Below are 14,070 nucleotides of genomic sequence, written 5' to 3'. Positions count from 1 at the left end.
CTGCCACTCCGTTTCTGCTCTTTCTTTCATTATAAAATAAAACGTAAATTCTGCAAATTTCACGCTAACATCATAATGTTTCTTTCTAAATGAAACGGGTATTATGCTCATAGAGGTGATCATAATGCCAAAGAAACTAAATGTATCACAACAGCCTAATGAATATACGTTGTTAATTCGTTCGATGCAGCAAGAAATTATGATGTTACGGCAACAAAATAAAGAGTTAAAAAAAGATATCGTTCAAAAAGATTCACAATATATAGCACTCGAAAAATTTGCGATGGATGAAATTAACACTTTACAACAACAATTAACGGACGTTTTGATTGAAAAGACGTAAAAAACCCTTTCACAACGGAAAGGGTTTTTATTATTATTGAATTTTGATTTTTTGCCCTTTATATACAAGGTTTGATGATAAATGATTCGCTTTTTTTAACTTCGTTTCTGTCGTTAAAAATGTACGGGCAATCGATGCTAATGAATCACCTGATTGTACTGTATAGTAACGTGCATGAATTTTCGCTTGTTTTTTGGTTGCTTTTGCTGTTTTTGTTGTGACAGGTGTTTTAATCATCTCTGTCGTTTCCGGTTTTTTCTTCGCTACTTTTTTCTTCGCTTTTACTTCTTTCACCGCAACAGCTAATTTTTGACCTTTCGTTAATGAAGCGTCTGATAAATCATTCCACTCTTTTAACTGTGCTGTCGTAATATTGTATTTTTCAGCGATTGATGATAATGAATCACCTTTTTTTACTTTATATTTCTTTTTCGCTGTATATGTTTTTTTCACAGGTGCTGGCGCTTGCTCTGTCACGACACCTGGTTTAACTGAATGTTCTTCTACTTCATTTTGTGCTATTGGTTGCGCATTTCCATCTGCTACTTCAACGATTAATTCATCACCAATAGCTAATAGCGTTGATTTCAAACCATTCCATGTCATTAATTGTTCAACTGTCGTATTGTACGTTTTTGCAATCGCACTTAACGTATCACCAGCGGCTACTTGAATAATTTTATTCGCTTCAAAATTTGTCGTTGTTGTACCGTCTTCGTTTGCAACAATCGTAGCTGTGCCCGCCATATTGTCAAAACGTGTTAAATCATACGCATCAATAATACCTTGCAATTTACTTGCATATGATTGGTCTGTCGCGTAACGTCCTTCTAACGCTTGAAGCGCTTCTTTGTACGACATCGTATTTTCTTTTAATACGCCAGCATAATACCCACTATTGCCAGATGTACCACCTGATAATAATTGCGCATAATCTGTTAATGATTCTTTATAAGAAGCATATTTACGGAATGATGCTGTCGTACGATATACAGCACCATCTACTGATTGTTCATTCGTCGCGAATGATACGCTTTGACCGTTATATTGGCCTTTAATACCGAATAAGTTATAGTTCGGTGCTGAAGCTAAACCACTTTGGCCATACGTACTTTCTAACGATGCTTGTGCAAGCATAATGGAAGCGTATAAGCCATAATCGTTCGCAATTTGTACGACATCGCTAGAAATGCTATCAATAAAAGCATTTCCTGTCACTGTTGTTGTAATAGGTGCTATCGTTTTTTGCGTTGACGTCGTTTCTTCAGCATATGCTGAATGCGGCGCTAATGGCGATGAAAGCGCGGTAAATGCTGTTAAAATAGCCGCGGCTACTTTCAATTTATATTTCATCGTGTCATCTCCCTGAATTTTATCTATAGGATGTTGCTATTGTGTACGAGTCATGAGGCTCTTTCCCTTGTAAATCATATCACGTTATAACTTTTTTAGGAAATATGGCGTAAGTAATTTTTCTATAAAAAATTGTTACAGTTTTCGTGATTTTTGACTTATTTGTTCGATTTTTAATATTACAGCTATTTTTGATGACGAAAAAATATAATTGAATTTTTCAGAATAATGAAATAACATTGTACTATTACATAAGAAAGAGGCATTTACATGAAAAAACTTCATTATAGTTGGTTGATCCTTATCGTGACGTTTTTTTCGATTATCGTCGCAGGGATTATCCGTTCATCATCGGGTGTATTTATCGAGCCATTTGAACAGCAATTTAATTGGGATCGCCCAACCATTTCGTTCGCATTCGCCATTGGACTGTTCTTATATGGATTTTCTGGTCCATTTATGGCGGCATTCGTCGAAAGATTTGGCTTAAAGCGCATCATGATTGCATCGATGGCTTTATTAGCATGTGGCTTGGCTCTTACATTTCTAATGACAGCTTCCTGGCAACTAATTTTAATTTGGGGTGTCATGATTGGTATTGGTTCTGGGTTATTTTTAACCGTCCTCAGCACACAAGTTGCCAATCGATGGTTTGTCAAACGTCGTGGGCTCGCTGTCGGAATTTTAACAGCTGCGACAGCGACCGGACAACTCGTCCTACTACCTGTATTAGCAGCACTCGTTGAACATTATACGTGGCGTCACGCAATCGGTCTCATCCTCGTCCTTAGCATCATCATGCTCCTATTCATTTTACTTTTCATGAAAGAATGGCCGCGTGATGCAAATACGACAGCACTTGGATTAACGGAAACAAAACAAGCCGCGCAACCAGCAGAACAACGTATAAGCGGAAATCCATTTAAAATGGTCTGGAATTCGTTAATAGAAGGATGTCGCAGTAAAGCATTTTGGCTATTAGCGGGCAGCTTTTTCATTTGTGGTTTATCGACGACCGGGCTCGTCGGAACACATTTTATCGGCTATTGTATGTCATTTGGTTTGCCAATGGTATTTGCAGCATCGCTATTAAGTTTTATGGGCATTTTTGATTTGATCGGTACAACACTTTCTGGTTGGTTAAGCGACCGCTTTGATAATCGCTGGCTACTGTTCTTTTATTATGCGTTACGAGGACTATCGCTCATCTTTTTACCGTTCGCGTTAGAAAATGGTTCTGTCACATTACTCGTCATCTTCGCCATTTTTTATGGACTTGATTGGATTGCAACTGTACCACCGACAATCGGATTAACGAGACGTGCGTTCGGCATGAAAAAGTCGGCAATGATGTATGGTTGGATGGTCGCGTTTCACCAAGTCGGTGCGGCGGTTGCAACATACGGCGGCGGTCTTTTATATAATGCATTTAATTCTTATACGAGCGCATTCGTATTAGCAGGACTATTTTGTGCACTTGGAAGTTTATTCGTTATTTTGCTCAAAAAACATCATCCTAAATCAGATGTTATTGCACCGTAAAGATCCAATATATTCGCATTGCGATGAATCGATATATTTTTATACATTTAAAAAATGTTAAAAAAGCAACCTCTCCCTATAGAAATCGTTTATAATGTCATATGGAAAGAAGGTTGTTATCTTGAACTATGAAGTATTAAAAGATATTAACGGCCTTGCTGGTGACGGTTCAACATTTATGGATCATTTTATGATTTTCGTCACAGATGGCTCGTTATATATTCTTGGCATCATTTTACTTGCAATGTGGCTTTTCGGAAATACATATACGAAGAAGTCTGCGATTTATGCAGCCGTTGCAGGAATCGTTGCCATTTTAATTAACGTATTAATTTCACAATTTTACTACGAACCACGTCCATTCGTTACGTATAACGATATTAACGTGCTCGTACCACATGATGCAGATGCATCATTCCCAAGTGATCATACAGCGGGCGCAATGGGCTTAACATTCGTCCTTTTACTACGCCATTTAAACAAATGGGGTGTGCTTGCAGTCATCTTCGGTTTATTAACAGGTTTCTCTCGCATTTATGTCGGTAACCACTACCCTGGTGACGTATTAGCAGGGATTGCTGTCGGTTTCATCTCGGCTGCAGTTTTCACGAACTTCCGCGTATTAATGGAACCTATTACAACCTTCATCGTTGGCATTTGGTATAAACTACCACTCACTGGTCACGAACGATAATGAAAAAAGGAACTATGCACATAATTGCATAGTTCCTTTTTTATGATTATTTTACAGGTAAAAACATAAATACGCTGACAACGAAAATGCCTAAGAAAATTGCGACTAAGTTTATCCAACGTAGTGGTGTTTTTGAACGTAGGAAACCGAATACGCCTGCAATTACGCCAACAAAGTAAATTAAAAAGCCAATGAAAACGACTGTCCAACTGGCAAGTGCTTCAATGCGCATTTCTTCACTAAAAATTTGTGTCATTAAAAATAAACCGACGTATAGGCATAAAAATCCTATCCAGTTTAGTTTGCTATCCATATGTGACAAAACCCCTTCTCTATCATTATCTTTAGCATAGCATAACTTTTGAGACATACCATCATCGACGTTCACTTTGTCACGAATTCGCTAAATTTAGGTACGCGTGACAACGTCTTTCAGACATAGTACAATGAACTTAATTACTAAAGGGGAGCTTTATCATGACTGAACATAAACAAATCACAAAAGAAATGATTCAAAAAGAATTACTTCGTTTAAGTGAATTATTAAATGACCCAACTGTTTCACAAGCACAATACTTAAAAGAAAAAGAAAATTAAATGACATGCTAAAAGCATTTCAACAACAATCAAATTAAGCTCGAAAAGGCAACGCTAATGCGTAGCCTTTTTTTATTCGTGAAAAAAAGAGGCGCGCTCCCGCTGTACCCAATCATCTAACGCGTCATCTTCCGTTTTTTTCACGAGACGGTTCACGAGTACGTCATGCCAAATATAATCTTCTAATATATAAATATGCATTGGATCATCTGTTAAAAAAGCTGACAAGCGTTCTGTCACGGGCGATCCATAAATCGCTTGTTCGTGATCAATCGTCATAATGAACCAATGAGGGTTTTTCGTCGTTTCTGTATAATTCGTAATGCGATGTGTATCAACCGTTGGCAAAACGTCTTTCGCATGAATCGTTACACCTTTCACATGAACACGCTTGCTCGCTTTCTCAATGTCTGCTCGCAACAATTCATACATATCATCCCACATCGACATAAAGACGGTCTCTTTTGCATTCTCTAATAAATGGCGACAATATTGTAAAATCGTTTCGCGCTCCTGCAAAGTCATAACTTGTACAGGTTGTTCTTGAGGCTTTTGCGCAAGCTCTTTTAAAGCACGCTCTACATCATTGGCATTTTTCTCAAAGTCTTGTTGTGCTTTTTCGATAAATAGTTCTACCGGTAATGCACGATAAACTGCTGTTTTCTCGGCTTGTTCTTTTAGAACGAGCCCTTTTTCCACTAAACTATCTAACGTGCCGTATACGCGCGCACGAGGCACTGTAGAACGCTTACTAATGTCTGCCGCTGCCGAAGGACTTTGTGTAACGAGCGCTACATATACTTTTGCTTCATATTCCGTCAAACCGAACTGTTTTAATGTTGTAATGAGCGATTCCATTTATATCACCTATTCACTTTTTGATATTTACAATCATAACACATTCAGTTACTATTACGGTAGTAACTAAACAAAGGGGATGACAATTTGTTTTTTTGATCTAGATCCACAGCTGCTGATCATTCTCGTACTTTTCGGATTTTTAGCTGCTTTTATCGATTCTGTCGTAGGCGGTGGTGGTCTTATCGGATTGCCGGCATTGCTATTTGCCGGCTTAAATCCAGCAGCCGCTGTTGCGACCAATAAGTTAGCGGGCACAATGGGGAGTTTAACGTCCGTCATTACGTTTTACCGTTCGGGCAAATTAGATTTGTCTGCTGTAAAAAAACTATTTCCACTCGTATTTGTAGGTTCGATGTTTGGCGCATTTGCGGTTCATTTAATTGATCCAGCCGTCATGAAACCGTTAATGCTTATTATGTTGTTCGTCGTACTTATTTATACATTGCTTAAAAAAGATTGGGGCAGCATTTCAACGTATAAAAAATTAACGACGAAACGTTTAGCTGGCTTTATGATCGTCGTGACTTTAATTGGGGCTTATGATGGCTTTTTAGGACCTGGCACAGGCTCATTTTTCATTTTTGCCTTTTTAATGATTGGTTTTGACTTTTTACGTGCTGCAACGAGTGCTCGTTTTTTAAACTTCGGCAGTAACATTGCCGCATTACTCGTTTTTGCTTGTCTTGGTCAAATTAATTACGCCTACGGTATTCCAATGGGGATTGCACAAGTGTTTGGCGCCATTCTCGGCACACGTTTTGCGATTAAAAAAGGTAGTGGTTATGTACGTGGATTATTTATCGTCGTAACCGTGGCATTGCTTGCAAAAAACACATACGATTACTTTTTCGGGTAATAAAAAAAATCCAAGTGCTTGTTAGCACTTGGATTTTTTTATACTATTAGTGATTTACGTATACTTTATCAACGTGTGAACGTTTGCCGTCTACGTAGAAATCAAGTACTTCTAAGTTTTTAGAGTTTTGGAATTCGTAGATTGCTTCGCCTTCTGAGGCATCAGATACTGGTTCAGTTGTAATATCTACACGGTAGTTAGGTTCACGTGTGTTGTTTTCTTTTGTGAATTTCATGTCAGTAATTTTCACTGGGTTACCTTCAGCATCAGTGAAGTCTTTTACGTATAAGTATTGTTTTGTTGCGTTTTCAATAACGATTAAACCTTTGTCATCGTTATCTTTTGCTTCGTTGTAATACTCAGTTGCAAATTCTTCTAAATCAGAAGCTTTCACTTGTTCAGATGTTACATCTTTGGCGCCACAACCAGCTAATAATACTGCTGAAAGTGCTGCAGCAGCAAATAAAGATTTTTTCTTCATGATTGTCATCTCCCGGATCTCATATAAATTTATACGACAGCTTACGATGTTGCATTATATCGTCTTGCCTATTCTAGCAAACATCATAGACAAAAAGCAATATAACGCACTAAATGTTCGAGGAATTGTAATAATAACTTTTTACGCTACAATTGAGGTCCCAGTGTATTCAATGCAAAATATGCTATACTACTATTATCTAAGAAACAAGGGAGTTTTCGACATGAATATGGAAACGTCAAAAAATCCAAGTGTATTAACAAATGACGAACGTAACGTCTACATTTACGCATTGCACGATGAATTTAATAGTATGGGTATTGAGCCGGCAAAACAAGACTATTACATCGATAAAATCATTAATACGACGCCGGAAAATATCGTTCACTTACGCCGCTTCGGTGCGATCACCGTTTCACGTGAGGTGACACAGCCTGGTAACGTCTTTGGGGCATAAAAAAAGAGCATCGCAGTAATTGCGACGCTCTTTTTTATTAGCGATACATTGAAAAACTACCGTAGTAGTTGTTTTTTGGACGGCGTAGCATTAAAATCATTGCCACAACATTTGCAATAAATACGAAACCGCCTGCGATAAATGTCATATACGCTAACGTCGTTGATCCCGCGTCTAATGCATTTAAGCCGACGATCATTGCAAGTACGACGGTAACAATTAAGCCGATAGCTAATAAAACGATATGTACCACTTTTGCTTCTTCTAAAAACATATATAGCGCTGTCATCATGATATACAAAATTGCTACAAAAATGAGCGCTAACCACATGCCTGGACCCATCCATTGGTTATCCATCGAGCCTGTTTGTGATAATGCAGATTTCGCTGCACATAACACAAATAGCACGACGCCGATGAATGATAGCCCGTAACATAACATTACTTTATTATTCACGTCGATAGCCCCTCTATCATGTTTTTTCCTAGTATACCATAAACTATTTTTATGTATGAAAAAAAGATTGGTAACCTTCCTTCATGGCAACCAATCTTTACCTATAAATTTGCACGAATGGCTTATGCAACTGTGATTTTATGTTCATATAATTCTCCCGGATATTCGATACGTAAATAAGACATGAAATTGTTTAGCAACTCTTTCGGTAACTCAAAGTGAACGTCATTTAAATGCATTTTGCGTCCTAATGTATGAATACTATCAATAAATGACTCTGCCGTATGAATCACCTTATTTTCTACATTTTCCGAAATATATGCGACAACATAATGGGCATCTTGCTTAGACACTGAAACATTTAACATATTATTCACTCCTCATATAAGTTTTGTTGAAACCATCTATTTTTTAGATGATAGAATAAATATAACACAAAATAGCTAAAAGTAAACATAAAATACTTAAAATAGTACATTTTTAATGATATTTTAACATTTTAGTCATGTTTTTGAAATATACTTAGATTTATAGACGGGCAAACCGTTCATATACATCTTGTAAATGATTACACCCGAGTAGCTGCGCTTGTTTTACATAATTCACCCATACTTTTGCAGTCATTTTTGCATCGCCTAATGCATGATGGCGGGCTTCAATCGGAATACCTTCATATTCGCATACATCATCTAACGTCACTAAATTCGCATGTGCCGCACAAATTTGAATTAAAAAAGCGGTATCGACGATGCGCTGCCTAAATGGTAAATGAAACATTTCTTGCGCGAAATGTTTCATAAAATTTCTTTCATGGTTCGCATGATGGGCCACGAGCGTCGCCCCATTCGTAAAATGTAAAAATTCAATTAGTGCTTCCCGAATCGATGGCGCACTTGCCGTCATCTCTTCGTCAATACCAGTGAGCGAAACGATATTTTTCGGAATACGTCCTGTCGGTTTTACGAGTGTATAAAACGTTTCTTTCGTAATCGTCGTTCCTGTCACTTTGACTGCACCGATAGAAATAATTTCATCACCTTTTTGCGGCCGAAAACCTGTCGTTTCAATATCAAAAATGACGAGTTCTAGTTGGTCTAATGGCGTTATTAATGAACTATTGATCGGGGTTTGTTGTTTTTTCAAATCTCTTAAAAAGGCAATATGACGGGCATTTTGTAAATCGTGAATATTTGTAATTTCACGCCTACCCGTTAATGTGCGTACGAGCTGAGACAAACTTTCAAATGCAAACATCGTCATCATCCTTTACCTATAGCGTGCAACGACCGTATCATGCAATCGCTTTGCACGCTTTAATATCTTTTTCAACATTTGTCGTTCTTGCGAGGATAACCGTTTTACCGGTATATAGTACGTATCTTTATATTGCTGAGGACGCTTATAAGAAAAACGCAGTTGTAACAACTGTTCAAATGTTTCTTCAATGCCTTGTAGCATTTCTTCTACCTTTTCAAGTGTTTGAATGCGTTCTAACGTCGATGTGGCAAGAATACCATGCTCGATTGCTAAAAGACGAACGCTATTAATGTACGGCAAAAATGCACTGTATTTTAAATTAATCGCTCCTTGATGCTCACCGTATCGTTCTGTTAACAATTGTCCGAGTGGCCCGAGCGCAGGTTTTAAATGCATCATATTTTGCGCAAATCTCCGCAAACTACGTGGTTGTATCGCCACGTACCGAATAATGCGCTGTTTCAAGGCGATGAGGGGTTCTTGGTCTCCATATAGTACGCGTGCATCATAAAAGATTTGCACATAGCGTACTTGTTCCCACGCGGCTTCTGTTAGCCAACGACCTAATTGCACTTCCCACGCTTCATAAGACTGATTCCATTGCGGATTAGATGTCATAATCCCACCTTCACAATACACGTATCCAGCCGCTTGGAGACGGTCAGAAAATGTATGGCCAAACGCTTCAAAATAAGATTGCGCGCCGACATCTTTATAAATAATGCCATGGTCTTGATCACTCCACACACTTTGCTCTTTTCTACCACCACTCCCCGTAATGAAAATGGTAAATGGACATGGCGCTGGACCATGTGCTTCGATTGTTTCTTCAATGACACGCTGCATTAATTCATCATGACGTTCATTTAACGCTTGAACGGAATGACATTGTGCAAAATAATCGAGCCTTCCTTGCTGATTATGAAATGTTGTCACATGCTCACTTCCTTTACGACAAAAGAAGCTGTTCTAAGGCTTATTATGCCTCAGACAGCCCCTGTCTTTTCAATATTAAATATGTTTCGGTTGCTGATTCACATCGACTGCATTTTGTTCATCTTTTGCTGATGATACAGTTGGCTCAGCACCTAAATGTTCTGGATAACCGTAGCTACCGTGCTCAGAAATGTCTAAGCCCATAATTTCTTCCTCTTCTGATACACGAATACCGCCCATCGCTTTTTTCATTACCCAAAGGATTGCGAATGATACGACGAACGCGTAGATACCACATACTGCGACACCCATAAATTGTACCCAAAGCTGTTCAACACCGCCACCGTAAAACAGACCGGCTTGACCAACACCTGTTGATTCTGCTAACGCACCTGTTGCGAAGAAACCTGTTGATAATGTACCCCAAATACCAGGCACACCATGCACAGCAACTGCAAAAATCGGATCATCAATGCGACTTGCTTCTAAGAAACGAGCTGCGAAGAATGTGATGACACCTGCCATTAAACCGATAACAACAGACGCCCATACGTCTACGAAAGCACAAGATGCTGTAATAGCAACTAAACCTGCTAATAAGCCATTTAAAATTGTTGGAATATCCGATTTACCAAGTACGACCCAAGAAATAATCGTTGCAGCTACAGCGCCTGCTGAAGCGGCTAATACTGTGTTTAATGCAACGTACCCGAAAAATGCACCGTCTACTGATACTGTTGAACCAGCATTAAATCCTAACCAACCGACGAATAAAATAAGTACTGCAAGTGCAGAGTACACTTGGTTATGACCTGCAAATTTATTTGCAGAACCGTCTTTATTAAATTTACCGATACGTGGTTTTAAAATAATTGTTGCGGCTAACGCTGCCATCGCACCTGTTAAGTGAACAACTGTTGAACCAGCGAAATCTTGTTTACCGTGTTCTGCTAACCAGCCGCCACCCCAAATCCAATGTGCGATGACCGGATATACTAAAATACCAAATAAGATTGTAAATACGACATACGCGGAGAATTTTGCACGTTCTGCAAAACCACCTAATGCGATTGTAATTGAAATACCTGCAAATGCTAATTGGAATACGAAGAAGACAGTTGCTGCTAAACTATCACCTTCCGTTAATTCACCGCCATAAAAGAAATTCGACATGCCTGTAAAGAAATTGGCGTTGTCACCAAAGATCAATCCATAACCGACTGCCCAAAAGACAAGTGAAGCAAGACCGAATGTGAAGATTGTTTTACCAGCAACGTGACCTGCGTTTTTCATCCGAAGCGAACCCGCTTCTAAAAGAATAAATCCAGCAATCATGAAAATGACTAAAATCGCAGCGACCATTGTCCAAAGACTGTTCATCAAATACATTACTTCTTCCATATACTGATGCCTCCTATTGATGTTAGAAAATCTATTTTTTTCATGTCATGTTTTCTAACATTTATTTTATACACTCATTTTTACGCATTTTGCGATAGTTATCAATATTTTTTCAGAAAATTCAGCTTATTTTTGATACATCTTTTTCTAAAAGTAAGCGTTTTCATGCATTATTTGATATGAATTTATCTCAATCTAAGATATGAAAAGCGTTTTCATCTCACGTTGCTATTGTTTTTATCACTTAAACCGAAAAAAAGACCCGCTATGAAGCGGATCTTTGACAAATGGTTATAATTGTCGTTCGCGTCTATATTGATCGATTCTTTTTGATGAAGCATGTAACGATTTTGATGCACACGTTTGGCAAATATAATTCGATTCTTGCTTAGACATGCGTTTCGTTTTTTGAGGTACAGCAAAGGCTGTTTCTTCAGGCATAATGCGGCCACTACAACGATAGCAATAATGTTTCGTCATCACTTTTATTGCACGGACATTATCATATAAATACATACCATCTCGCAAAATCTCATGCGCTGGAATGTGTGATTGCAAGTAAATGGCATCTTCTTGCATTTGTGCCGCAAATTTTTGTCCATCTTCTAATGTCATATGAGTTAAATGTGTTGAATTTAATTTAGTAGCCGTTTGCAATTGATCTGCATGCTTCGCTGAAATATGCGCTGCAGTATCGCGGCGTACTTTTGTCATACAATTCATACACATATTATGACGATGTATTTGACCATCATTTTCAGACGTTGATAAGTACACATTCACCGGTTCCATGTAGTGAATGTGTTCATGACAGATAGAACACTCTTGGTCTTTTCGAGCGTTAATCGTACGCATTTTTGCCCACGAAGGATCAAACCCTTCATAATCTTCATCCATCATTTTTACAATATATTGTGCATTCACCATTAGTTCACGTGTTTCACGTTGTGCTTGAATGATATCCATTCAGTATTCCTCGCATTCTTCTACTACTTTTTATTAATACTTTAGAACCTTTTTGCATATCGTTTTAAATAGTTTATTTATACCACTAATTAATCATATTGTAACATATATAAAATGTTTTTGAAGGTGTTTTGTATCATTACTGCACATAAAAAGGGCTGTGCACTCGCACAACCCTTTTACATCGGTGTATAGAAATTAATCGTATAGTAAGGGACGTTCTCATCATCAAACGCCACACCAACGCCTACATTTGTAGCTTCCTTACGTAAAATATTTTCTCGGTGACCGAGACTATTCATCAAGCCTTCATGTGCAAAAACTGCACTCACCTGTCCATATGCTAAATTTTCCGCATATAAATGCTCATTCGTATATCCTGCCGCGACCATACGATCTTTTGGCTGACTACCATCACTACCTGTATGTGAGAAGTAATGATGATCAATCATATCTTGGCTATGCGCGCGCGTTGCTTGCTTTAAGTTTTTATCATATAGCAAAGGTTTTAGTCCTGCTTCTACACGACTTTGATTCATTAATAATACCATTAATTTCTCGTAACTAACACGTAATTTTGGATTACTCGTCGTGTAATATTGATTTAATCGATTTTCCGTTTCCACAGTTACATACTGTACAGCACGTAAACGGTCTTTATTATGATTGTCGATAAAGAACCATATATAATACCCATCTTTTTTGTATACGAGCTGTTCACGTTGATCATCTTCTGCAAATTTATACATCTTTAAACCATGGCGAATACCTGTTAAAGGCGTTCCGTATTGCCGACGAATATCTGCTGCGGTCGTTTCACCAATTGTCACATCTAACAATGTCCGCCCTTTTCCGGCGACGTAGCCTCCTGTATCATCCGCTAATGTCATCGTAAAATTACGATAATGATCATGAGAAACGATCCAATCTACGCCGTACTCACTACGCAGTCGTGTCACTTCATCTAACGTGTCTACCGTAATTTTCTTAGACGGTTGCTCCTCCTTCAATTTAGAAAGCGTTTCAGCCCCATCTTTTGCGATATCAACGACTTCATTGCCACCTTCTATTAATTGATTTGCAGCCATTTTTGCATCTTGTAGCAACATAGGATGTTCTGTGCGTACGTATTGATAACTAAGTGCAACGACGAGTGCAATCATGACAAGTTTAAATAATGCTCTCATATTACACCTCTTTCTACTTCATTATACATAACAACGTTTATCAGCTCTAATAAGTTCGCTCATATAAAAAAGCGTGCTGCATTTTATTGCAACACGCTTTCATTATTGTTTTAACGTTTCTTTTAAGTGATCTTTTAACAGCTTGCCAGATGTGCTACGTGGTAATTCATCAACAAATACAAATTTCTTCGGAATTTTGTAACTTGCTAAATGCTCTTTACAATATTGAACGAGCGTTTCTTCTAATAACGTTTCCCCTTTTTTTAACACAATCGTTGCAGCGACAATTTCTCCCCATAATGGGTCAGGAATGCCCATAACGACGGCATCTTCAATTTTAGGGTGGCCGATTAACGCTGTTTCAATATCTACCGCATACACCGTTTCACCACCAGACAAAATCATATTATCTTTACGCCCAACAATCGAAATGAAACCTTCTTCATCTGCTACAGCTAAGTCACCGGTAAAGAGCCATCCATTTTTTTTTGCTGTAAATGTCGCCGCTGGATCGTTATAGTATTCCTCCATAACAGCTGGACTTTTAATGACAATTTCTCCCTGCTCCCCTTGCGGTACATCTTCCATATATTCATTCACAATTCTTACAGCGGTAAGTGGCATCGGTTTGCCTGTTTTTCCTTTATGCGCCGCATGACGCGTCGGTAAAAGCGTTAAACCC

The 14,070-nt window shown here is 38.3% G+C and carries 17 protein-coding genes; 5 read left to right on the top strand and 12 right to left on the bottom strand.

The window, feature by feature from the left end; all coding sequences use genetic code 11:
- The first annotated feature begins 124 nt into the window (after nucleotides 1–124).
- A complete protein-coding gene (locus tag KMHG_RS04675; RefSeq protein ID WP_010287431.1) occupies nucleotides 125–343 on the top strand; it encodes a hypothetical protein in 219 nt (72 codons plus the stop codon).
- A 33-nt stretch (nucleotides 344–376) separates the two neighbouring features.
- Here the strand turns inward: KMHG_RS04675 and KMHG_RS04670 are convergent, their stop codons facing one another.
- Nucleotides 377–1,696, bottom strand: a complete 1,320-nt coding sequence (locus KMHG_RS04670; protein ID WP_010287430.1) for a LysM peptidoglycan-binding domain-containing protein — start codon at nucleotides 1,694–1,696, stop codon at nucleotides 377–379.
- A gap of 270 nt (nucleotides 1,697–1,966) precedes the next feature.
- On the opposite strand from KMHG_RS04670, the gene KMHG_RS04665 reads away from it, so the two are divergent.
- Both KMHG_RS04665 and KMHG_RS04660 read left to right on the top strand, forming a co-directional pair.
- Complete coding sequence (locus tag KMHG_RS04665) at nucleotides 1,967–3,238, top strand: MFS transporter (protein WP_010287429.1); 1,272 nt, start codon at nucleotides 1,967–1,969, stop codon at nucleotides 3,236–3,238.
- 121 nt (nucleotides 3,239–3,359) lie between these two features.
- On the top strand, nucleotides 3,360–3,932 hold the full coding sequence (locus KMHG_RS04660) for an undecaprenyl-diphosphatase (RefSeq protein WP_010287428.1): 573 nt from the start codon (nucleotides 3,360–3,362) through the stop codon (nucleotides 3,930–3,932).
- 46 nt (nucleotides 3,933–3,978) lie between these two features.
- Here the strand turns inward: KMHG_RS04660 and KMHG_RS04655 are convergent, their stop codons facing one another.
- Together KMHG_RS04655 and KMHG_RS04645 are read right to left on the bottom strand one after the other, a co-directional pair.
- Complete coding sequence (locus tag KMHG_RS04655; protein ID WP_010287427.1) at nucleotides 3,979–4,245, bottom strand: hypothetical protein; 267 nt, start codon at nucleotides 4,243–4,245, stop codon at nucleotides 3,979–3,981.
- A 356-nt stretch (nucleotides 4,246–4,601) separates the two neighbouring features.
- Nucleotides 4,602–5,387 carry a TrmB family transcriptional regulator gene (locus KMHG_RS04645; RefSeq protein WP_010287426.1) on the bottom strand — a complete coding sequence of 262 codons (786 nt, stop codon included), beginning with the start codon at nucleotides 5,385–5,387 and terminating at the stop codon, nucleotides 4,602–4,604.
- A 79-nt stretch (nucleotides 5,388–5,466) separates the two neighbouring features.
- Between KMHG_RS04645 and KMHG_RS04640 the strand changes: the two genes are divergently transcribed.
- Nucleotides 5,467–6,246, top strand: coding sequence for a TSUP family transporter (locus KMHG_RS04640; protein WP_010287425.1), 780 nt, complete (start codon nucleotides 5,467–5,469; stop codon nucleotides 6,244–6,246).
- A 46-nt stretch (nucleotides 6,247–6,292) separates the two neighbouring features.
- Here the strand turns inward: KMHG_RS04640 and KMHG_RS04635 are convergent, their stop codons facing one another.
- Nucleotides 6,293–6,727, bottom strand: coding sequence for a hypothetical protein (locus tag KMHG_RS04635; protein WP_010287423.1), 435 nt, complete (start codon nucleotides 6,725–6,727; stop codon nucleotides 6,293–6,295).
- A 223-nt stretch (nucleotides 6,728–6,950) separates the two neighbouring features.
- On the opposite strand from KMHG_RS04635, the gene KMHG_RS04630 reads away from it, so the two are divergent.
- Complete coding sequence (locus KMHG_RS04630) at nucleotides 6,951–7,184, top strand: hypothetical protein (protein ID WP_010287421.1); 234 nt, start codon at nucleotides 6,951–6,953, stop codon at nucleotides 7,182–7,184.
- 37 nt (nucleotides 7,185–7,221) lie between these two features.
- On the opposite strand, the gene KMHG_RS04625 is transcribed toward KMHG_RS04630, so the two are convergent.
- The 8 genes from KMHG_RS04625 to KMHG_RS19265 all read right to left on the bottom strand — a co-directional run.
- On the bottom strand, nucleotides 7,222–7,641 hold the full coding sequence (locus KMHG_RS04625) for a DUF5391 family protein (RefSeq protein ID WP_010287419.1): 420 nt from the start codon (nucleotides 7,639–7,641) through the stop codon (nucleotides 7,222–7,224).
- Nucleotides 7,642–7,763: 122 nt separating this feature from the next.
- Nucleotides 7,764–8,009, bottom strand: a complete 246-nt coding sequence (locus tag KMHG_RS04620) for a hypothetical protein (RefSeq protein ID WP_010287418.1) — start codon at nucleotides 8,007–8,009, stop codon at nucleotides 7,764–7,766.
- Between the two features lie 160 nt (nucleotides 8,010–8,169).
- Nucleotides 8,170–8,895 (bottom strand): exonuclease domain-containing protein, encoded by a 726-nt coding sequence (locus KMHG_RS04615; protein WP_010287417.1) that lies wholly within the window; start codon nucleotides 8,893–8,895, stop codon nucleotides 8,170–8,172.
- A 12-nt stretch (nucleotides 8,896–8,907) separates the two neighbouring features.
- Nucleotides 8,908–9,834, bottom strand: coding sequence for a DUF294 nucleotidyltransferase-like domain-containing protein (locus KMHG_RS04610; protein ID WP_010287416.1), 927 nt, complete (start codon nucleotides 9,832–9,834; stop codon nucleotides 8,908–8,910).
- Nucleotides 9,835–9,909: 75 nt separating this feature from the next.
- Nucleotides 9,910–11,235, bottom strand: a complete 1,326-nt coding sequence (locus KMHG_RS04605; RefSeq protein WP_010287415.1) for an ammonium transporter — start codon at nucleotides 11,233–11,235, stop codon at nucleotides 9,910–9,912.
- A gap of 291 nt (nucleotides 11,236–11,526) precedes the next feature.
- Entirely contained in the window at nucleotides 11,527–12,201 is a 675-nt protein-coding gene (locus KMHG_RS04600; RefSeq protein WP_010287413.1) for a hypothetical protein, read from the bottom strand.
- A gap of 179 nt (nucleotides 12,202–12,380) precedes the next feature.
- Entirely contained in the window at nucleotides 12,381–13,388 is a 1,008-nt protein-coding gene (locus KMHG_RS04595; RefSeq protein WP_010287412.1) for a CAP domain-containing protein, read from the bottom strand.
- A gap of 102 nt (nucleotides 13,389–13,490) precedes the next feature.
- Nucleotides 13,491–14,070, bottom strand: a 580-nt coding sequence (locus tag KMHG_RS19265; protein WP_010287411.1) for a class I adenylate-forming enzyme family protein, incomplete at its 5' end; no start/stop codon positions are given.

Source organism: Kurthia massiliensis (assembly GCF_000285555.1).
Taxonomy (GTDB): Bacteria; Bacillota; Bacilli; order Bacillales_A; family Planococcaceae; genus Kurthia; species Kurthia massiliensis.
Note: the sequence above shows the minus strand (reverse complement) of the source record. Positions and strands in the feature narration are given on the sequence as shown.